The following is a 23451-nucleotide window of genomic DNA, read 5'->3' as shown; positions in this document are numbered from 1 at the left end:
ACGGCACCGCTTCGCCCAGCCGCGCCTGCTGGCCGAGCAGGAAGGCTTGCAGTTCGTGCTGCAGTACTTCCAGGGCCACGTGGTCCATCACCAGGTGATGGAACAGCAACAGCGCCACCACCCGCCGGTTGGCTGGGTCCTGGGCATACACCAGGCGCAGCAGCGGCGCCTGGGCGATGTCCAGGCGATAGCGACGGCTGTCGAAACGCGCCTGCAACTGCTCCAGCACCGCGCCCTGGCCAGGCTCCAGAACGATCTCCTCGCTACTCAGCGGCGCCTGGCGCCAGACCACTTGCAGCGGCTCTTCGAGCCCTTCCCAGAGCACCGCGCTGCGCAGGATGTCATTGCGCTCGATCACCCCCTGCAAGGCCCGGGCAAAGGTTTGCAGGCGCTCGACCCGGTCGAAGGCGAACTGCGCCTGCAGCACATAGGGATCGCCCTGGCCGGCAGCCAGGTGGTGATAGAGAATGCCGGCCTGCAATGGCGCCAGCGGGTAGATGTCCTGGACGTTGGCGGTGCCACCGGGAACCGTGGCCACCACTCGGTCGATGGCGGCCTGGTCCAGGGTCAGCAACGGCAGCAACTGCGGGGTGATGCGCGGACAATCGCGGTAGATCAGGTTGGCCGGCACCTGCACTTCCCGGCCCCGGCCCACGGCGGCGGCCAGGGCCGCCAGGGTCGGCTGGCCGAACAGCACCCGCACATCCGCCGACAGCCCGGCGCGGCGCATGCGCCCGATCAGGCTCACCGCCAGCAGCGAGTGGCCGCCCAGTTCGAAGAAGTGGTCGTGGCGCCCCACCCGCTCGACCTTGAGCAGCTCGGCCCAGAGCCGGGCCAGGAGGATCTCGGTGTCGCCGATGGGCGCCTGGTACTCGCGCACCTGAACCGCCTCCAGCCCCGGCGCCGGCAGTTCCTTGCGCGCCAGCTTGCCGTTGGGGCTCAGGGGCAACGCTTCCAGGTGCACGAACAGCGCCGGCACCATGTACTCCGGCAACTGCTCCAGCAACGCTCGACGCAACGGCTCCAGCGGCAACGCCGACTGCCCCTCGGCGGTGGTGTAGTAGGCCACCAGGCGCTGGTCGCCGGGCACGTCTTCGCGGGCCAGGACCACCGCTTCCTTGACCCCTGGCTGCTGGGTCAGGCGGGCCTGGATTTCCCCCAGTTCGATGCGCAGGCCACGGATCTTGACTTGATCATCGTTGCGCCCCAGGTACTCGATATTGCCGTCCGCCAGGTAGCGGCCCAGGTCGCCGGTGCGGTACATCCGCGCCCCGGGTTCAGCACTGAACGGGTCATCGAGGAACCGCTCGGCGCTGAGTTGCGGGCGATTCAGGTAGCCCCGCGCCACTTGCACCCCGCCGATGTACAGCTCGCCCACCACGCCCCGTGGCACCGGCTGGCGCTGCGGGTCCAGCAGGTACATCCGGGTGTTGGCGATCGGCTTGCCGATCGGCGTGTTGTCCGGGGTCTGCGCCAGCGGGCCGGCGCAATCCCAGGCGGTGACGTCCACCGCCGCCTCGGTGGGGCCGTACAGGTTGTGCAGCGCGGTGGCCGGCAACTGCTGTTTGAAGCGCCGCACCAGGCTGCCCGGCAGGGCCTCGCCGCTGCACATCACCTGGCGCAGGCCACTGCAGTCCTGGGTATCGCCATAGGCCAGGAACACGTCGAGCATCGAGGGCACGAAGTGCAAGGTAGTGATGCCCTGCTCGCGGATCAGTTGCCGCAGGTAGGCCGGGTCCTTGTGCCCCTCGGGGCGCGCCATCACCAGCCGTGCGCCAGTGAACAACGGCCAGAAGAACTCCCAGACCGACACGTCGAAACTGAACGGGGTCTTCTGCAACACCGCATCGTCCGCCGTCAGGCGGTACTGCTCCTGCATCCACAGCAGGCGGTTGACCACCGCCCGGTGCTCGTTCATCGCCCCCTTGGGCTGGCCGGTGGAACCGGAGGTGTAGATCACGTAAGCCAGGTGCCCCGGGGTCAACCCGCTCACCCGCGGGTTGACCCGTGGCTGGCGCTGCCACAGCGGCTGGTCGAGGTCCACCAGGGGCAGGTTCAACTCACCCAGCAATTCGCGGGTCGAGCCTTCGGCGAGCACCGCCAGGGGCGCGCTGTCCTGCAGCATGTAGGCGATGCGCTCACGGGGATAGGCCGGGTCGATCGGCACATAGGCGCCGCCGGCCTTGAGGATCGCCAGCAGGCCGACCACCATGCCCAGCCCGCGCTCGACGCAGATCGCCACCCGCGCATCCGGGCCCACGCCCAGTTGCAGCAGGTGCCCGGCCAGCTGGTTGGCCTGCTGGTTGAGCTCGCGGTAGCTCAGCGACTGCTCGCCGGCCTGCACCGCCAGGGCCTCGGGGCTGCGTTGCACCTGCGCCTCGAACAGCCCTTGCAGGGTCTGTTCCAGGGGGTAGGCGCGGGCCGTGGCGTTGAAGCCTTCCAGCAGTTGCTGGCGCTCCTGGGCATCGATCAGCGGCAGCGCTTCCAGCAACTGCTGGTCGTCCGCCACCATGGCCTGCAGCACCCGCTGTAGGTAACCGACATAACGCTGCATGGTCGCCTCGTCGAACAGCGCCGTGGCGTATTCCAGGGTGCCTTCGATGTGGTCCTGGACCTCCCCCAGGCTCAGGGACAGGTCGAACTTGGCGAAGTGGCTGGCCTCGTGGATGCCCTCCAGTTGCAGGTCCCCCAGCACAAGTTGCGGGCCGTCGCCGTTCTGCCAGGTCAGCAGGGTCTGGAACAGCGGGCTGTGGGACAGGCTGCGCAGCGGCCGAAGGATTTCCACCACCTGCTCGAACGGCAGGTGCTGATGGGCCTGGGCCTCCAGGGTGCGGGCCTTGACCTGGGCCAGCAAGGCCTCCACCCGGGGCGCGGCCCCCAGGTCCAGGCGCAGGGCCAGGGTGTTGACGAACAGGCCGATCAACCCTTCGACCTCGGCGCGCATGCGGTTGGCCACCGGGGTGCCGATCACCACCTCGGCCTGGCCCGACAAGCGCCCGAGCAACAGCGCCCAGGCGCCCATCAGGGTCATGTACAAGGTCGTACCGTGGCGCTGGCTCAAGGCCCGCAGGCCGGCGGTCAGCTGGCTGTCCAGGCGCACCTCGACGCTGCTGCCGGCATAGTCCTGCTGGGCCGGCCGCGGCCGGTCGGTGGGCAACATGAGTAAGGCCGGGGCCCCGTCCAGGGCCTGACGCCAGTACTGCGCCTGCTGCTCCAGCACCGCGCCGCTGAGCCATTGCCGCTGCCAGTGGGCGAAATCGCTGTACTGCACCGCCAGCGGCGGCAACGGGTCGGGCAGGCCACGGCTGAAGGCGGCGTACAGCGCCACCAGCTCGCGGGTCAGCACGCCCATGGACCAGCCGTCGCTGACGATGTGGTGCAGGGTCAGCAACAGTACATGGTGCTCGTCCGCCAAGCGGATCAGGCGCCCGCGGATCAACGGCCCGCGTTCCAGGTCGAACGGCGCCGAGGCCTCGCCTTGGACCAGGGCCTGCAAGGCCTCCTGGGCCTGGGGATGGCCCCGCAGGTTTTCCACTTGCAGGTCCAGCCCGGCTTCCAGCGGCGCGATCAGCACCTCGGCTTCATCCGCGTACTGGGCGAAGCGACTGCGCAGGGTTTCGTGGCGCGCGACGATGCGCTCCAGGGCCCGCTGCAGCGCCTCACCGTCCAGTTGCCCGCGCAAGCGCAGGCCGATGGGAATGTTGTAGGCGGTGTTGGCGCCCTCCATCTGCGCCAGGAACCACAGCCGCTGCTGGGCGAAGGACAGCGGCAACGGCTGGTCCCGCGGGGCCGGCAACAGGTCCGGCAGGCTGCTGTGCGCGGACCGGGCCAGGGCCTCGGCCACCGCGCTCAGCTCGGCATTGGCGAACAGCTCGCCCAGGGCCAGCTCCCGGCCCAGGCGCTGGCGCACCTGGGACAGCATGCGCATGGCCAGCAGCGAGTGGCCGCCCAGCTCGAAGAAGTGATCGTGACGCCCGACCCGCGGCACCTGCAGCAACTCGCTCCAGATCTCGGCCAGGGCCTGCTCGCTGGCGCCCTGGGGCGCCACATAGTCCCGGGACAGCAGCGCATCCAGGGGCGGCAGCGGCAGCGCCCGGCGATCCAGCTTGCCGTTGGCGGTCAGGGGCAAGGCATCCAGGCGCACATAGGCCGCCGGCACCATGTACTCGGGCAATTGCCCGAGCAGTTGCGCGCGCAGTTCACCCGGGGTCGGCGCCCGGTTGCCGGACGCGGTGAAATAGGCCACCAGGCGGGTCTGCCCCGGCTGGTCTTCCCGGGCCAGCAGCACCGCCTCCTGGATCCCCGGGAGCTGGTTGAGGCAGGTCTCGATCTCCCCCAGTTCGATGCGCACACCGCGGATCTTCACCTGGTCGTCGTTGCGCCCCAGGTACTCGATGCGCCCGTCGGCACGCCAGCGGGCCAGGTCGCCGGTGCGGTACATGCGCGCCGCAGGCTGGGGACTGAACGGGTCGTCAAGGAAGCGCTCGGCGGTCAGTTCAGGGCGATTGAGGTAACCCCGGGCCACCCCGGCACCGCCCACGTAAAGCTCGCCCGGCACACCGATGGGCACCGGCCGCTGCTGTTCATCCAGCAGGTAGATGCGCGCGTTGGCGATCGGCCGACCGATGTCCAGGCTGCCGCCGGCTTCGATCAGGCCGGAGGTGGCGACCACCGTGGCCTCGGTGGGGCCGTAGTTGTTGACCAGGGCATAACCCTGCTCGCGGCTGAACTGGCGCAGGCGGTCACCGCCCACCAGCAGGCTGCGCAGGCGCGGATGGCCGAGGTCCTGGCTGAAGGCGTATTCGGCCACCGGGGTCGGCAGGAAACTCACATCCAGCGGCTGGGCACGCCACCAGTGCAGCAGTTGGTCGATGTCCTGGTGGCCGATGCTGGCCGGCGCCAGGTGCAAGGTCGCGCCGCCGCAGAGGGCTGGCCAGAGTTCCCAGGCCATGGCGTCGAAGCCGAAGCCGGCGACGCTGGAGGTGTGCCGGCCCGGCCCCAGGTCGAACGCCTGGCAATGCCAGTCCAGCAGGTTTTCCAGGCTGTCGTGCTCCACCATCACGCCCTTGGGCTCGCCGGTGGAGCCGGAGGTGTAGATCACATAGGCCAGGTGGCGAGTGTTCAGCCCCGGCACCTGGGGGTTGCTCAAAGGCTGCGAGCCCCAGTCCGGCCGGTCGAGGTCGAGCACCGGCAGTGCCGGGGCACCGACCAGGGCCCGGGTCGCGCCCTGCACCAGCAGCACCAGCGGCGCACTGTCCTGCAGCAGGTAGGCAATACGCTCCTGCGGGTGGCTGGGGTCGATGGGTACATAGGCGCCGCCGGCCTTGAGAATCGCCAGCAGGCCGACCAGCATCTCCAGGCCGCGCTCGACACAGATCGCCACCCGCACGTCCGGGCCAACCCCGAGTTGGCGCAGGTGATGGGCCAGTTGATTGGCCCGGCCATTGAGCTCGGCGTAGCTCAGCTGCTGCTCGCCGGCCTGCACCGCGATGGCCTCGGGCTGCTCGGCAACCCAGGCTTGAAAACGCTGGTGCAGGGTCCGGCCCCGTGGGTAGTCGGCGCTGCTGGCGTTGAAATCCTCTAGCAATTGCCGGCGCCCGGCCTGTTCCAGCAACGGCACCTGGGCCAGGGCTTGCCGGTCGTCCGCCACCATCGCCCGCAGCACCTGCACCAGATAGCCGGCATAGCGCTGCACGGTCTCGGCATCGAACAGCGCCGTGGCGTAGTCCAGGGAACCGAGGATCTGCCCCTGGCTCTCCCCCAGGCTCAGGGTCAGGTCGAACTTGGCCACCTGGCTGGCGCCGGCCACGCCTTCGAGCTTCAGCTCGCCCAGCACCAGGTCCTGGGCGAAGTTGTCGACCCAGGTCAGCACCGCCTGGAACAACGGGCTGTGGGACAGGCTGCGCTGGGGCCGGACGATTTCCACCACCTGCTCGAACGGCAGGTCCTGGTGGGCCTGGGCCGCCAGGCTGCGGGCGCGGACCTGGGCCAGCAGTTCGGCCACGCTCTGTTCGCCGCTCACCTCCAGGCGCAGGGCCAGGGTGTTGACGAACAGGCCGATCAGGCCCTCGACCTCGGCGCGCATGCGGTTGGCCACCGGCGTGCCGATCACCAGGTCGCTCTGGGCCGACAGCCGCCCCAGCAGCAAGCCCCAGCCCGCCAGCAGGGTCATGTACAAGGTGCAGCCATGGCGCTGGCCCAGGGCCTTGAGCTGGGTGCTCAGTTGCGGATCGAGCAGGATCGGCACACTGCCCCCGCGATAATCCTGCTGCAACGGCCGCGGCCGGTCAGTGGGCAGCATCAGCAGGGTCGGGGCATCGGCCAGGGTCTGGCGCCAGTAGTCGCCCTGCTGCTGCAGCACCTCGCCGCTGAGCCAGCGCCGCTGCCACAGGGCAAAGTCGCTGTACTGCACCGGCAGCGGTGGCAGCGGGTCCGGCCGGCCCTGGCTGAAGGCCTCGTACAGGGCCACCAGTTCACGGGTCAGCACGCCCATGGACCAGCCGTCGGTGACGATGTGGTGCAGGGTCAGCAGCAGCACGTGGTGATCGTCCGCCAGGGCCAGCAGGCGCCCGCGGATCACCGGCCCCTGCTCCAGATCGAAAGGCATGGCAGCTTCCTGGCGCACCCGCTCGGCCAGGGTCAGGGGCGCTTCGCGCAGGTCCTCGAACACCAGTTCCAGGGCGGCGTCCACCGGGCCCACCAGCACCTGGGGTTGCTCGTCGAGGCAGACGAAGCGGCTGCGCAGGGTGGCGTGCCGGGCAACGATGGTCGACAGGGCCTGCTGCAGCGCCTGGCGATCCAGCTGGCCGCGCAGGCCCAGGCCCACGGGAATGTTGTAGGCGCTGGCGGCGCCGTCCATCTGTGCCAGGAACCACAGGCGCTGCTGGGCAAAGGACAGCGGCAGGTCCTGGTCCTGGGTCGCCGGGAAGATCTCCGGCAACTGGCTGCGCCCGGCGCGGTCGAGCACCGCGGCCACGGCGCTCAATTCGGCATTGGCGAACAGCTCGCCCAGGGCCAGCTCCAGCCCCAGGCGCTGGCGCACCTGGGACACCATGCGCATGGCCAGCAACGAGTGGCCGCCCAGCTCGAAGAAGTGGTCATGCCGGCCCACCCGCTGCAGGTGCAGGACTTCGGCCCAGATGGCCGCCAGGGCGATTTCCGTGGGGCCGGCAGGGGCCTGGTATTCACGGCTGAACAGCGCGGCCTGATCCGGCGCCGGCAAGGCCTTGCGGTCGAGCTTGCCGTTGGCGGTCAGGGGCAAGGCGTCGAGCTTCACGTAGGCCACCGGCACCATGTAGTCCGGCAGTTGCGCCAGCAGGTGGGCGCGCAATTCGCCGGGCAGCACTTCGCCGGCACTGTCCTGCACGGTGAAATAGGCCACCAGCCGCGGGTTGCCGGGCTGGTCTTCACGGGCCAGGAGTACTGCTTCCTGGACCCCCGGATACTGATTGAGGCGAGTCTCGATTTCCCCCAGTTCGATGCGCACGCCACGGATCTTCACCTGGTCGTCGTTGCGCCCCAGGTACTCGATGCGCCCGTCCGCCAGCCAGCGGGCCAGGTCGCCGGTGCGGTACATGCGCGCCGCAGGCTGGGGGCTGAACGGGTCGTCGAGAAAGCGTTCGGCGGTCAGCTCGGGACGGTTGAGGTAACCCCGGGCCACCCCGGCGCCGCCCACATAGAGTTCACCGGCCACGCCAATCGGCACTGGCTGCTGGCGCTCGTCCAGCAGGTAGATGCGTGCATTGTCCATCGGCCGGCCGATGTCCAGCCCCTGCCCGGCCTCGATCGGGCCGGAGGTGGCGACCACCGTGGCCTCGGTGGGGCCGTAGTTGTTGATCAGGGCAAACCCCGGGTCGTGGCTGAACTGGCGCAGGCGGTCGCCACCGATCAGCAGGCTGCGCAGGCTCGGGTGTCCGAGTGCCTGGCTGAAGGCGTACTCGGCCACCGGCGTCGGCAGGAAGCTCACGTCCAGGGGCTGGGCGCGCCACCAGGCGAGCAAAGCGTCCACGTCCTCGCTGCCGTCGTGGGCCGGCGCCAGGTGCAGGGTGGCGCCCACGCACAGCGCCGGCCAGACTTCCCAGGCCATGGCATCGAAACCGAAACCGGCGAGGCTGGAGGTCTGGCTGCCGGGGCGCAGTTCGAAGACCCGGGCGTGCCAGTCCACCAGGTTGCACAGGCTCTGGTGCTCCACCATCACCCCCTTGGGCAGGCCGGTGGAGCCGGAGGTGTAGATCACGTAGGCCAGGTGCGCGGGGGTCAGCCCGGGCACCTGCAGGGGGGCACTGGCCGGGCCTTGCCACAGGCGCGAATCGAGTTCGATCAGCGGCACTGCCAGGGGGGGCAGGCGGCCCAGCAGCTCGGCCTGGGTCAGCACGGCCCGGGGCGCGCTGTCCTGCAGCAGGTAGTTCAGGCGCTCGGTGGGATGGGCCGGATCGATGGGCACGTAGCAGGCCCCGGCCTTGAGGATCGCCAGCAGGCCCACCAGGGTTTCCAGACTGCGCCGGGCGACGATTGCCACCCGGTCGTCGGGGCCGATCCCCAGCCCGTGCAACTGGCGGGCCAGCAGGTTGGCCTGGCGATCGAGTTCGCCATAACTCAGGCTCCGACCCTGGCAACAGGCCGCCAGCGCGTCCGGGTCACGCGCCGCCTGGGCCTCGATGCGCCCGTGGACGGTCTGGCCCTGGGGGTAGTCGACGGTGCTGCGGTTGAAGCCTTGCAGCACCAGCTCACGCTCGGCCGACGGCAGGATCGACAACTGGTCCAGGGCCCGTTGCGGACTGTGCTCCAGCGCCTGGGCAAGGTTCTCCAGGGTGCACAGCAGGTAGCCGAGGATGCGTTGCGGGTCGACCTGGGTGCTGGCCAGCAAGGTCAGGCTGAAGCCTTCGCCGAGGTCGTCGACGCTCAGGGTCAGGGGGTAGTTGGTGCGCTCCTCGGAGTGCAGGGTGCTGATCCCGGCCCAGGCGGCCTGGGCCTCGGCGCTGGCACCCGCGGCGCTGTGGCGGTAGTTGAGCAAGGCGCTGAACAGCGGGGTCGGCGCGCTGACTCCGCTGCAACGCTGGGCCAGGGCCAGGGCCGCGTGTTCGTGGCGGAGCAAGGTGGTCAGGCGCCCGTGGGTGGCCTTGAGCGCGTCGCTCAGGCCCTGCCCGTCCAGGTCCTGGCGAAACGGCAAGGTGTTGATGAAAATCCCCAGGGCCCGCTCGGTGGCCTCGGCGCCTTGCAGGCGCCCCATCAGCACGGTGCCGAACACCACCTTGTGCTTGCCGGCCAGGGTCCCCAGCACCCGGCCCCAGGCCAGGTGGAACAGGCTCGCGGCACTGACCCCGGCCTGCCGCGCCTGGGTTCGCAGGCGCTGGCTCAACAGCGCCGGCAGGGCCAGGCTGCGCTCTTCGATGGCACGGCCATCGCCTTGCACGTCCTGCAGGCCGAACGGCAGGGTCGGCTCGTCGATGTCCCCGAGCATCTGGCGGAAGAAGGCTTCGTGCTCCTCTTCGCTGATGCCCAGCCGGGCCTGGGCCACGTAGTTGCGAAACGGCAGGGCCGGCCCCAGGAGTTCGGCCTTGCCGCTGAGGAAGGCCTGCATCTCATGGCGCACCACATCCAGGGCGCTGTGGTCCAGGGCCATGTGATGGAACAGCAGGATGGCGACGATGCGCCCGCCGGCCTCGTCCCGGGCATGGACCAGGCGCAGCATCGGCGCCTGGCTGATGTCCAGGCGGTAGTGCCGGGCGTCGAAACGCCCGTGCAACTGGGCCAGGACATCACCGCCCGCAGGGTCGCTCTCGACCTCCTGCAGGGTCAGCCCAGCCTCGCGCCAGACCACCTGCATCGGTTGTTCCAGGCCATCCCAGAGCACCGCGGTGCGCAGGATGTCGTGACGCGCGATGACCCCGCGCAAGGCTTCGGCGAAGGCCTCCAGGCGCGCCAGGCTGGCGAAGGCGAACTGCGCCTGCATGACATAGGGATCACCCTGCACGGCACTCACGTGGTGATAGAGAATCCCCTCCTGCAACGGCGCCAGGGGGTAGATGTCCTGCACGTTGGCGACCCCGCCCGGCACCGTGGCGACGATGCGCTCGATGGCCTCCTGGTCGAGCTGGGCCAGGGGCAGCAGGTCCGGGGTGATGCGGGTGGTGTGAAGGCTGATGCCATTGGCCGGCACGGCCACCTGACCGGCCTTGGCCGGCCGGTACTGCCCGGCCCTGATCAGTTCGATCAGCTCCGGCTTGTACTCGCGCAGCCGCGCCAGCAAGGCCGGCTCGCTCAGGGCCTGCTTGTTGCCCTGGACCACCAGTTGGTCACCCTTGAGCACCAGCTGGACGTCCTTTTCCTTCAGTGTCGCCAACAGTTCGATCACGCTCACAGGACGATCTCCATTCGTTCGGTAATTGCCGCGTAGTCCGCCAGGGTCGGGTGTTCGAACAACGCCCTGACATCGGCTTCCAGGCCTTCATCACGCATCCGGCTGATCAGGCTGACCGCCAGCAGCGAGTGGCCGCCCAGCTCAAAGAAATGATCATCGCGCCCCACCCGCTCGACCTTGAGCAGTTCGGCCCAGAGCCGGGCCAGGAGGATCTCGGTGTCGCCGATGGGCGCCTGGTACTCGCGCACCTGAACCGCCTCCAGCCCCGGCGCCGGCAGCTCCTTGCGCGCCAGCTTGCCGTTGGGGCTCAGGGGCCAGGCCTGCAGGTGCACGAACTGCGCCGGCACCATGTAGTCCGGCAACTGCTTCAGCAACCGGGCCCGCAGCTGTTCCACCGGCAGTGGCCGGGCCGCCTCGGCGGTGGTGTAGTAGGCCACCAGGCGCTGGTCGCCCGGCACGTCTTCACGGGCCAGGACCAGCGCTTCCTTGACCTCCTCCAGCTGGCTCAGGCGGGCCTGGATTTCCCCCAGCTCGATGCGCAGGCCGCGGATCTTCACCTGGTCGTCGTTGCGCCCCAGGTAGTCGAGGGTGCCGTCGGCCTGATAGCGGCCCAGGTCGCCGGTGCGGTACATCCGCGCCCCGGGTTCAGCGCTGAACGGGTCATCGAGGAAGCGCTCGGCGCTGAGTTGCGGGCGATTCAGGTAGCCCCGGGCCACCTGCACCCCGCCGATGTACAGTTCGCCCACCACCCCCAGGGGCACCGGCTGCAACTGGGCATCCAGCAGGTACATCCGGGTGTTGGCGATCGGCTTGCCGATCGGCGTGTGGTCCGGAGTCTGCGCCAGCGGGCCGGCGCAGTCCCAGGCGGTGACGTCCACTGCCGCCTCGGTAGGACCGTACAGGTTGTACAGTCCGACCTCTGGCAACTGCGCCTTGAAGCGGCGCACCAGGCTGCCCGGCAGGGCCTCGCCGCTGCACATCACCTGGCGCAGGCCGAGGCTGTCCACACTGTCGCCATGGGCCAGGAACACGTCGAGCATCGACGGCACGAAGTGCAAGGTGCTGATGCCCTGCTCGCGGATCACCTGGCGCAGGTAGGCGGGGTCCTTGTGGCCGTGGGGACGGGCCATCACCAGGCGTGCCCCGGTGAACAGCGGCCAGAAGAATTCCCAGACCGACACGTCGAAGCTGAACGGGGTCTTCTGCAGCACCGCGTCGTCGGCGCCCAGACTGTATTGCTCCTGCATCCACAGCAGGCGGTTGACCACCGCCCGGTGCTCGTTCATCGCCCCCTTGGGCTGGCCGGTGGAACCGGAGGTGTAGATCACGTAGGCCAGGTGGCTCGGGCTCAGGCCGCCAAGCTCCGGGTTGGCCACCGGCTGCCCGCGCCAGCGTGGCTGGTCGAGGTCCACCCGGGGCACGCTCAACTCACCCAGCAGTTCACGGGTCGAACCTTCGACGAGCACCGCCAGGGGCGCACTGTCCTGCAGCATGTAGGCGATGCGCTCGGGCGGGTAAGCCGGGTCGATCGGCACATAGGCGCCACCGGCCTTGAGGATCGCCAGCAAGCCGATGACCATGCCCAGCCCGCGCTCGACGCAGATTGCCACCCGGGCGTCCGGGCCGACGCCCAGTTGCCGCAGGTGCCCGGCCAGTTGATTGGCCTGCTGGTTGAGTTCGCGGTAGCTCAGCGACTGCTCGCCAGCCTGCACCGCCGGGGCGTCGGGGCTGCGCCGCACCTGGGCCTCGAACAGCCCGTGCAGGGTCTGTTCCAGAGGGTAGTCGCGGGCCGTGGCGTTGAAGCCTTCCAGCAGTTGCCGGCGCTCCTGCTGCGGCAGGATCGGCACCTGGCGCAGTGGCCGTTGCGGCGCCTGTTCGAGGTTGTCCACCAGGGCTGTCAGGGCCTGTTCCATGTAGCCGCAGATACGCTGCGCGCCGATCCGCGCCAGGGTCATCGCGGTGAGCCGGAAGCCTTGCCCGAGGTCATCGACGTTGAGGCTCAGGGGGTAGTTGGTGCGCTCCTCGCTGTGCAGGGTCTGGATGCCCTGCCAGGCCCGTTGCACCGCCTCGCTCGGGGCCGCGTCGGAACCATGGCGGTAGTTGAGCATGGCGCTGAACAGCGGCAACGGCGCGGCGACTGCGCTGCAACGCTGGGCCAGGGCCAGGGAGGCATGTTCATGCCCCAGCAAGGCGCTGAGCCGGGCGTGGGTGGCCTTGACCGCAGCGCGAGTGCCACGGTCGTCGAAATCGACCCGCAACGGCAGGGTGTTGATGAACATGCCCAGGGCCCGGTCGGCGCCCTGCCCGGCTTGCAGGCGCCCCAGCAGCACGGTGCCGAACACCACGTGCTCCTGGCCCGAAGTGACACTCAGGACCCGGGCCCAGGCCAGGTGGAACAGGCTCGCGGCGCTGACCCCGAGCAACCGCGCCTGGGCGCGCAGGCGCGTGCTCAGCCCGGCCTCCAGGGACTGCTGGAACTCCTCGATGGCGTCACCGTCGCCCTGCACGTCCTGCAGGCCGAACGCCAGGGTCGGCTCGTCGATGTCGCCGAGCATGTCGCCAAAGAACGCCTCGTGCTCCTCGCGGCTGACCCCCAGGCGCGCCTGGGCCACGTAGTTGCGGTAGGGGATCGCCTTGCCCACCGGTTCCTGCCCCAGCAGGCAGGCCTGGATTTCCTCGCGCACCACGTCCAGGGCGGTGTGGTCCAGGACCATGTGATGGAACAGCAGGATCGCCACGGTCCGCTGCCGGGCCGGGTCCTGGGCATGCACCAGGCGCATCAGCGGCGCACGGCTCAGGTCCAGTCGCGAATGCCGCGGATCGCAGCGCTGGAGCAACTGCTGCAGCGCATCGCCAGCGCTGACACTGACCTCCTCCAGCTCGACCCGGGCCTGGCGCCAGACCACTTGCACCGGCTGTTTCAAGCCCTCCCAGAGCACCGCCGTGCGCAGGATGTCGTGGCGTTCGACAACCCGTTGCAGGGCTGCGGCGAAATCCTCCAGGCGCTGCCGACTGTCGAACGCCAGCTGCGATTGCAGCAGGTAGGGGTCGCCTTGGCGTGCACTCAGGTGGTGGTAGAGAATGCCTTCCTGCAACGGCGCCAGGGGGTAGATGTCCTGCACGTTGCCGACCCCGCCGGGCACCGTGGCGACGATACGCTCGATGGCCGCCTGGTCCAGCTCGATCAATGGCAACAACTGCGGGGTGATGCTCAGGCAATCGGCGGCGATGAGGTTGGCCGGCACCGGCACTTCGCGGCCGCTGCCCACGGCAGCCGCCAGGGCGGCCAGGGTCGGCTGGCTGAACAGCGCCCGCACATCGGTACTCAGGCCCATCTGGCGCATGCGCTCGATCAGGCTCACCGCCAGCAGCGAATGCCCGCCCAGTTCGAAGAAGTGATCGTGGCGGCCGACCCGCTCGACCTGCAGCAACTCGCTCCAGATCTGCGCCAGGGCAATTTCCACCTCGCCCTCGGGGGCCTGGTATTCCCGGCTCAGCCAGGCGCCCTGCTCCGGCTGTGGCAGGGCCTTGCGGTCGAGCTTGCCGTTGGCGGTCAGGGGCAAGGCATCCAGTTGCACATAGGCCACCGGCAGCATGGCGTCCGGCAAGCGGCCCAGCAGATGGTCGCGCAGGTCCTCGGGCGCCGGCCCCTGGCCGCGGGCGTGCAGGGTGAAATAGGCCAGCAGGCGCCCTTGCGCCACCAGCACCAGGGCCTCCTTGAGGGCCCCATGGGTCAGCAGCGCCGCCTCGATTTCCCCGGGCTCGATGCGCATGCCGCGAATCTTCACCTGATCATCGTTGCGCCCCAGGTACTCGATGCTGCCGTCCGCCAGGTAGCGGCCCAGGTCGCCGGTGCGGTACATGCGCGCCTCGGGCTCGGCGCGAAACGGGTCATTGAGGAAACGCTCGGCGCTCAGTTCGGGACGGTTGAGATAACCCCGGGCCACCCCGGCACCCGCCACGTACAGCTCGCCGCACACCCCCAGGGGCACCGGGCGCTGCGCCTCGTCCAGCAGGTAGACCCGGGCATTGGCCATGGGCCGGCCGATGTGCAGCACACCACCGGCGCTCATCCGTCCGGAGGTGGCGACCACCGTGGCTTCGGTGGGGCCGTAGTTGTTGATCACCGCGAACCCCGGGTCCCGGGGGAACTGGCGCAGGCGATCACCGCCCACCAGCAGGGTGCGCAGGCTCGGGTGCCCGAGCGCCTGGCTGAAGGCGTATTCGGCCACCGGGGTCGGCAGGAAGCTCACGTCCAGGGGCTGGGCCCGCCACCAGTCCAGCAGTGCGTCGAGGTCCTGGCTGCCGACCTCGCTCGGCGGCAGGTGCAAGGTCGCGCCGCTGCACAGGGCCGGCCAGACTTCCCAGGCCATGGCGTCAAACCCCAGGCCGGCAAGGCTGGAGACCTGGCTGCCGGGGCCCACGCCAAAGCTTGCGCAGTGCCAGTGAATCAGATTCTCCAGGCTCTGGTGCTCCACCATCACGCCCTTGGGCAGCCCGGTGGAGCCGGAGGTGTAGATCACATAGGCCAGGTGCGCCGGGGTCAAACCGGCCACCTGCGGATTGTCCGGCCCGCTCATCTGCCAGTCGCAGCCGTCGAGATCGATCTGCACGCCCCCGTGGTTCCCCGGCAACTCGCAGGTAGCGCCCTGCACCAGCACCGCCCGGGGTGCGCTGTCCTGCAGCAGGTAGGCGATGCGCTCCAGTGGCTGGCCCGGGTCGATGGGCACGTAGCCGGCCCCGGCCTTGAGGATCGCCAGCATCCCCAGCAGCAGTTGCGGGCCACGCGGCAGGCACAGCGCCACGCGGTCGTCAGGGCGCACCCCGAGCGCCAGCAGGTGCCGGGCCAGTTGATTGGCCCGCCGGTTGAGCTCGCGATAACTCAGCTGCAACGGCCCCTGGACCACGGCCAGGGCCTCGGGCGCTTGCTGCACCCGGGCTTCGAACAGGCCATGCAAGGTTTGCCCGCGGGGGTAGTCGGCGCCCTGGGCATTGAAGCCCTCCAGCAGTTGCTCGCGCTCCGCCACCGGCAATACCGACAGCTGTGCCAGGGGCAGGTCCGGGTGCTGTTCCAGGGCATCGGCCAATTGTTCCAGGGTGCCGAGCATGTAGTCGCCCAGGCGCCGGGCGCCGATCGAGGCCAGGGCCAGCAACGACAGGCCGAAGCCTTGGCCCAGGTCATCGACGCTCAGGCTCAGGGGGTAGTTGCTGCGCTCTTCGCCCCCCAGCAGCTGCACCCCCTGCCAGATATCCAGGCCCTCCTGGGCTCCGGCATCCGCGGCGCTGTGGCGGTAGTTGAGCAAGGCGCTGAACAGCGGCGCGCCGGCCGCCACGGCGCTGCAGCGCTGGGCCAGGGCCAGGGACGCGTGTTCGTGGCCGAGCAAGGCGCTGAGCCGGGCATGGGTGGCCTTGACCCCGGCCCGCACCCCGCCCTGCACATCCACCCGCACCGGCAGGGTGTTGATGAACACCCCCAGGGCACGGTCGGCACCCTCGCCGCCCTGCATGCGCCCCATGAGCACGGTGCCGAACACCACCTGCTGGCGGTTGGACACCTGGCCCAGCACCAGCCCCCAGGCCAGGTGCATCAGCGCCGCAGCGCTGACTCCCAGCTGCCGGGCCTGCTCGCGCAGGCGCCGGCTCAGCGGGTCCGGCAGGGGCACATGGGCCTCTTCGATGTCGCGGCCATCGCCCTGCACATCCGCCACGGCGAACGGCAGGGTCGGCTCGTCGATGTCACCGAGCATCTCGCGGAAGAAGGCCTCATGCTCCGCCTGCCCGGCCCCCAGCAGCGCCTGAGCCACGTAGTTGCGGTAAGGCACCGGGGTGCCGAGGCGCTCGGGCTGGTCGAACAGCAGCGCGCGCATTTCCTCGCCCACCACCTCCATCGCGGTATGGTCCAGGGCCAGGTGGTGGAACAGCAGGATCGCCACCACCCGCTGCTGCGCCGGGTCCTGGGCGTAGACCATGCGGATCAGCGGCGCCTGGGCCAGGTCCAGGCGCCAATGCCGGGCGTCGAAGCGCTGGTGCAGTTGCTCCAGCAGATCGCCCTGCGCCGGGTCCAGGAACTGCTCCAGGACCTGCAGCCGAGCCTCGCGCCAGACCACTTGCAGCGGCTGCGGCAAGCCCTCCCAGAGCACCGCGGTGCGCAAGATGTCATGGCGCTGGATCACCTGTTGCAAGGCCCCGGCAAAGCGTTGCAGGCGCTCCAGGCTGTCGAACGCCAGGCGTGACTGCAGCAGGTAGGGGTCGCCCTGTTCGGCGCTCAGGTGGTGGTAGACGATGCCCTCCTGCAGCGGCGCCAGGGGGTAGATGTCCTGCACATTGGCGACGCCGCCGGGCACGCTGGCGACCACCCGGTCGATGGCCGCCTGGTCCAGGGTCACCAGGGGCAGCAGGTCGGGGGTGATGCGCGGGCAATCGACGGTGATGCGGTTGCCCGGCACCTGCACCTCGCGGCCGCTGCCCACGGCGCCTGCCAGGGCCGCCAGGGTCGGCTGGCTGAACAGCACCCGCACATCGGCGTTGAGGCCGATCTGGCGCATGCGTTCGATCAGGCTCACTGCCAACAGCGAGTGCCCGCCGAGTTCGAAGAAATGATCGTGGCGGCCGACCTGCTCGACCTTCAGCAACTCGCTCCAGATCCGCGCCAGGGCCGTCTCCACTTCGCCCTCGGGGGCCACGAAGGCGCGACTGAGCAGGGCCGAAGGGTCCGGTGCCGGCAAGGCCTTGCGGTCGAGCTTGCCGTTGTTGGTCAGGGGCAGCGCGTCGAGGCGCACATAGGCCAGGGGCACCATGTAGTCCGGCAACTGCTGTTGCAGGTGCTCGCGCAAGGCTTCGCCGGACGGCGCAGGGGTGCCGGCCGGCACCGTGTAATAGGCCACCAGGCGCTTGTCCCCCGGTTCATCCTCGCGGGCCAGGACCACGCCGTCCTTGACTCCGGGGCAGGCCGTCAGGCGGGCCTCGATTTCTCCCAGCTCGATGCGCAGGCCGCGGATCTTCACCTGGTCGTCGTTGCGCCCCAGGCATTCCAGCAGCCCGCTCTGCAGCCAGCGGCCAATGTCCCCAGTGCGATACAGCAAGGCACCGGGGCGCTCGCTGAAGGGGTCGCGGATGAACTTCTCGGCGTTCAGTTCAGGGCGGTTGAGATAGCCCAGGGCCACGCCGTCGCCACCGATGACGATCTCGCCCTGGGCGCCGATGGGCAGCAACTGCTGCCGGGCATCCAGGACATACACCCGGGTGTTGGAAATCGGCCGGCCAATGGGCACGTGCTCGGCGTCCGCGGGCAGGGAGTGGACGTCGTGGGTGGTGGCGTAGGTGGTGGTTTCGGTGGGGCCGTAGCAATGCACCAGGCGCAGTTGCGGCGCCTCGGCCAGCAACCGGCGGAAGGCCGCCGGGTCGGCCCGTTCACCACCGCAGAGGAGGATCCGCAAGCCCTTGAGGGCCTGGGGAATCAGCTGCACGTACTGGTTGAACAAGGCCGTGGTGACGAACAGCACGGTGGCCCCCGAGGCACTCAGCGCGTGGCCGAAGCGCGCCGGTTCGAGCAGGGTGTGGTGATCGATCACCACCACTCGCCCCCCGTTGAGCAAGGCGCCCCAGACGTCCATGGTGCTGGCATCGAAGGCTGGATTGGAGGCGAAGGCCACCCGGTCCTGGGGATTGAAATCGGCGTAGCCGTTGTTGATCACCAGCCGGCTCACGGCCCGGTGCGGCACCTGCACGCCCTTGGGCTGGCCGGTGGAGCCGGAGGTGTACATGACGTACACCGGGGTCTCGGCGGACTGGGCCAGGGCCGGGTTGTGCTCGGGCAACAGGTCCAGGCGCACGCGGTCCAGGTCGACGCGCCGCGCCGGGCACTCCAGTACCTGGTCGCTGCGGGTCAGCCAGGCCACGCTCTGGCTGTCGTGCACCATGAAGCCCTGGCGCTGGGCCGGGGCGTTGATGTCCAGGGGCACATAGGCCGCGGCGCACTTGCTGATGGCCAGCTGGCTCACCAGCAGGTCCTGGGAGCGCGGCAACAGGATCGCCACCGCGTCGCCGGGTTGCACCCCCAGTTCCAGCAGGTGGTGGGCCAACTGGTTGGCCCGGCGGTTGAGTTCGCCGTAGCTCAGTTGCCCATCGCCCTCCACCACTGCCACCCGCTGCGGATGGGCCAGGGCCAGGGCCTCGAACTGCTGGTGCAGGGTCTGCTCACGGGGGTAATCGCGGTCGGTGGCGTTGAAGGCCTGCAGCAGTTGCCGACGCTCGGCGTCCGGCAGCACCGGGATCTGCTCCAGAGCCTGGGTCGGTGCCTGTTCGAGGGCCTGGGCCAGGTGTTCCAGGGTGCACTCCAGGTAAGCGCAGACCCGCGCCCCCTCCACCTGCGCCACGGCTTGCACGGTGAGGCGCAAGCCTTCGGCGTCATCGTCGATGTTCAGGGCCAGCGGGTAGTTGCTGCGCTCCTCGGAATCGAGCACGCGAATGCCCTCCCAGGCCGCGGCTCCCTGGCCATTGGCAGCGGCGCTGTGGCGGTAGTTGAGCAGGCTGTTGAACAGCGGCAGCGACGCCGGCACAGCGCTGCAACGCTGGGCCAGGGCCAGGGACGCGTGCTCATGCCCAAGCAACTGCGAGAGCCGCGCATGGGTGCTGCGCAGCGCTGCTGCCACGCCCTGGGCACCAAGGCTGACCCGCAGCGGCAGGGTGTTGATGAACATGCCCAGGGCCCGATCGGCCCCGGCACCGCCCTGCAGGCGGCCCAGCAGCACGGTGCCGAACACCACCTCGTCACGGCCGGACAATTGCCCGAGCACCCGGCCCCAGGCCAGGTGCATCAGGCTGGCGACGCTGACCCCGAGCCGCCGCGCCTGCACCCGCAGGCGCCGGCACAAGGCCGGTGGCAGGTGCCGCTGGGATTCGCGAATGCCACTGCCGTCGCGGTTGACGTCCTGCAGACCGAACGCCAGGGTCGGCTCGTCGATGTCCCCGAGCATCTCGCGAAAGAACCCCTGATGGTCCGCTTCGCTAAGCCCCAGGCGGGCCTGGGCCACATAGTTGCGGTACGGCGCCGGCGCCGGCAATTGCCCGGCGCGGCCCTGCAGCACGCTGCTGATTTCCTCCACCAGCACTTCCAGGGAGGTGTGATCCAGGGCCAGGTGATGGAACAACAGGCTGGCGAACCAGCGTTGCTGCCCCGGCTCCTGGGCACAGGCCAGGCGCAGCAGGGGCGCCCGGGTCAGGTCCAGGCGATAGCGCCGGGGATCGAAGTGCGCCTGCAACTGCTCCAGGGTCGAGCCCGCGGCCGGCTCCGGCGCCAGCACTTCCACCGCCAGCGAGGCCCGACGCCAGACCACCTGCACCGGTTCGTCGAGGCCTTCCCAGACCACGCTGGTGCGCAGGATGTCGTGGCGCTGGATCACCTGCTGCAACGCCAGGGTGAAGGTCTGCAGGGCGTCTTCGCCGTCGAATTCGAACTGCACCTGGAGCCCGTAGGGATCGCCCTCGGCGCTGCTCAGGTGGTGATAGAGGATCCCCGCCTGCAGGGGCGCCAGGGCATAGATGTCCTGGACGTTGGCGACCCCGCCGGGCACCTGTGCCAGGACCCGGTCGATTCCCGGCTGGTCGAGGTCCGCCAGGGGCAGCAACTGCGGGGTGATGTGCTGGCACGTCGGCTCGATGCGGTTGGCCGGCACCTGCACCTCGCGCTGGCTACCCACCGCCCCTGCCAGGGCGGCCAGGGTCGGCTGGCCGAACAGCACCCGCACGTCGGCGCACAGGTTCACCTGGCGCATGCGTTCCATCAGCTTGACCGCCAGCAGCGAATGCCCGCCCAGCTCGAAGAAATTGTCCTGGCGGCCCACCTGCGGCAGGTGCAACAGCTCCTGCCAGATCCGCGCGATGGCCTGCTCCACCTCACCCTCGGGCGCCTGGTATTCACGCCGGGCCAGCGACTCGCCGTCCGGGGCCGGCAGGGCCTTGCGGTCGAGCTTGCCGTTGGTGGTCAGAGGCCAGGCCTGCAGCCGCACGAAAGCGCTGGGCAGCATGTAGTCGGCGAGGGTCCGCTGCAGTTGCTCGCGCAGGTGCGCGGCGCTTGGCGTCGCGTCTGGCCGGGCAATCACATAGGCCACCAGGCGCTTGTCCCCCGGGCTGTCTTCCCGGGCGATCACCACCGCCTCGCGCACCCCGTCGCAGTCCGCCAGGCGGGCTTCGATCTCCCCCAGCTCGATGCGGAAACCGCGGATCTTCACCTGGTCGTCATTGCGCCCCAGGTACTCCAGGCTGCCATCGCCGCGCCAGCGGGCCAGGTCGCCGGTCTTGTACAAGCGTGCGCCCGGCTGGGCACTGAAGGGGTCGACAATGAAGCGCTCGGCGGTGAGCTGATCGCGGTTGAGGTAGCCGCGGGCGACCCCGGCCCCGCCAACATACAGCTCGCCCACCACGCCAGTGGGCACCGGCTCGCGCCGGGCATCGAGGACGTACAGCTGCAGGTCGGGAATGCGCCGGCCGATGGGGCTGCTGCCCACCAGTTGGGCATCCGCTGCCTGCAGCGGGCGATAGGTCACGTGCACCGTGGTTTCGGTGATGCCGTACATGTTCACCAGCTGGGTGCCGACATTCTCCACCCGGGCGTACCAGGGCTTGAGCATTCCCGGCTCCAGGGCTTCGCCACCAAAGATCACCTGGCGCAGGGAGTGCTTGAGCGAGCTCTGGCCCTGGGCCGCGATCAACGAGCGGAAGGCGCTAGGGGTCTGGTTGAGGATGCTCACCGAGGCTTCGCAGAGCAGCGCGTAGCAGGCCTCTGGCGAACGGCTGAGGGCCTGGGGCACCACCAGCAGTTGCCCGCCATGAACCAGCGCGCCCCAGATCTCCCACACCGAGAAATCGAAGGCAAAGGAATGGAACAGCGCCCACACATCGCGCCAGTTGAAATCGAACCAGTCGCGGGTGGCGGCAAACAGCCGGGTGACGTTGCGGTGCTCCACCATCACCCCTTTGGGCAGGCCGGTGGAACCGGAGGTGTAGATCACATAGGCCAGGTGCGCCGGGGTCAGCCCCGGCACCTCGGGGTTGTCCCGGGACTCGTAGGCCAGGGTCGGGCTGTCGAGGTCCAGCAGCGGCACTTGCAACTCGGCCACCAGGGCCTGGGTCTGGGCCTGTACCAGCAACGCCACCGGGGCACTGTCCTGCAGGGTGTAGGCGATGCGTTCCCGGGGGTAGGCCGGGTCGATGGGCACGTAGGCGCCGCCGGCCTTGAGGATCCCCAGCAGGCCAATGATCATTTCCGGGCCACGTTCGACGCAGATCGCCACTCGCTGGTCCGGGCGCACCCCCAGCGCCAGCAAGCGATGGGCCACCTGGTTGGCACGCTGGTTGAGTTCGCCGTAGCTCATGCGTTGCTGCAGGTGGATCAGCGCCGGGGCCTCGGGCTGGACCCGGGCCTGGGCCTCTACCTGCTGATGGATCAGCAGGGGTTCCGGGTAATGCCCCAGGGGCGTGTTCAGCCCTTGCAGCAGGTAGCGCCGCTCGCTGGCCGGGAGTATTTCCAGGCTGTGCAGAGGCGCCTCGGGCGTGGCCTGCAGGGCCAGGGCCAGGCTCTCCAGGGCGGTCAGCAGGTAACCGCCGATGCGCTCGGCGCCCAGGCGCAGGTCCGCCAGGGCAGTAATACGCAGGTCCTCGCCCAGGTCGTCGATGTTGATCGTCAGCGGGTAGTTGGTGCGCTCCTCGGCCCCCAGCACCTGGATGCCCGGAACCAGTTCCTGGACCTCGGCGCCGTCCCCGGCGTGGCTGTGACGGTAGTTGAGCATGGCGCTGAACAACGGGGTCGGCGCGCTGACCCCGCTGCAGCGCTGGGCCAGGGCCAGGGACGCGTGCTCATGGGCCAGCAGCGCGGTCAGCCGCTGGTGCGTGGCCAGGACCCCAGCACGCACGCCCTGGGCGCCCACATCCACCCGCAAGGGCAAGGTGTTGATGAACATGCCCAGGGCCCGCTCGCCGCCTTCGCCAGCCTCCATGCGCCCCAGCAGCACGGTGCCGAAGACCACCGCCTCGCGCCCCGACAACTGCCCCAGGACCCGGGCCAGGGCCAGGTGCATCAGGCTCGCGGTGCTCACCCCCAGTTGCCGGGCCTGGCTGCGCAGGCGCTGGCTCAGGGAGCGGTCCAGGGTCACCCGGTGTTCTTCGATCTGCCCGCCCGTGCCCTGCACGTCCCCCAGGCCACAGGGCAGGGTCGGCTCGTCGATGTCGCCAAGCATCTCGCGAAAAAAGGCTTCGTGCTGCGCCGCGCTCTGGCCCAGGCGGGCCTGGGCGAGGTGATTGCGAAAGGCCACGGGTGCCGGCAGCTGTGCCCGGTGCCCCAGCAGGAAGGCCTGGATTTCCTGGCGCACCACGTCCAGGGCCGAGTGGTCCAGGGCGATGTGGTGGAACAGCAGCAGCGCCACCTGGCGCCGATTCTCCGGGTCCGCGGCATGCACCAGGCGCAGCAGTGGTGCCTGGCGCAGATCCAGGCGCCAGTGCCGGGCATCGTAGCGCGCCTGCAACTGGCTCAGGACGTCGCCGCCACCAGGCGCCAGCGTCACCGCTTCACACACCAGCGCAGCGTGGCGCCAGACCACCTGCAGCGGTTCGTCGAGGCTTTCCCAGGCAATCGCCGTGCGCAGGATGTCATGGCGCTCGACCACCCATTGCAGGGCCTCGGCAAAGACCTGCAGGTGTTCATCGCTGGCAAACGCGAAGCGCGCCTGCAGCACGTAGGGATCGCCCTCGGGCGCAGACAGGTAGTGATAGAGCATGCCCTCCTGCAGCGGCGCTAGGGGGTAGATGTCCTGCACGTTGGCGGCGCCGCCCGGCACCCCAGCGACGATGCGCTCGATGGCCGGCGGGTCCAGCTGCACGAGGGGCAGCATCTCCGGGGTGATCCGGAACGCCGGGCTCAGCCAGGCGCCGCCCTGCTCCGTCACCAGCGCCAGAAGCTGCGCCTTGTGCTCGATCAGGCGGTCCCAGAGGGCGTCATCCAGCGCCTCGTCATCCCCCTGGACGATCAGGTCCTGCGCCTCCCGTTGAAGACGGATCGCGAGGGTCGAAAGAACTGCCATCAATTCGCTGAACTGCAT

General features: G+C 69.6%; 2 protein-coding genes (1 of these 2 cut by a window edge). Both read right to left on the bottom strand.

Annotated elements, in window-relative coordinates:
- On the bottom strand, positions 1-10360 hold the 5' portion of the coding sequence (locus ACZ5BO_RS12745) for an amino acid adenylation domain-containing protein (protein WP_464700164.1). 4331 nt of this gene lie to the left of the window's left edge; only the first 10360 of its 14691 coding nucleotides appear in the window; it begins with the start codon at positions 10358-10360; the stop codon falls past the left edge of the window.
- A complete protein-coding gene (locus ACZ5BO_RS12740) occupies positions 10357-23451 on the bottom strand; it encodes an amino acid adenylation domain-containing protein (RefSeq protein WP_464700162.1) in 13095 nt (4364 codons plus the stop codon). The genes ACZ5BO_RS12745 and ACZ5BO_RS12740 overlap by 4 nt, the downstream gene beginning before the upstream one ends.

This window comes from Pseudomonas sp. FFPRI_1, assembly GCF_055384485.1.
This window is presented reverse-complemented; position numbering and strand designations above follow the sequence as displayed.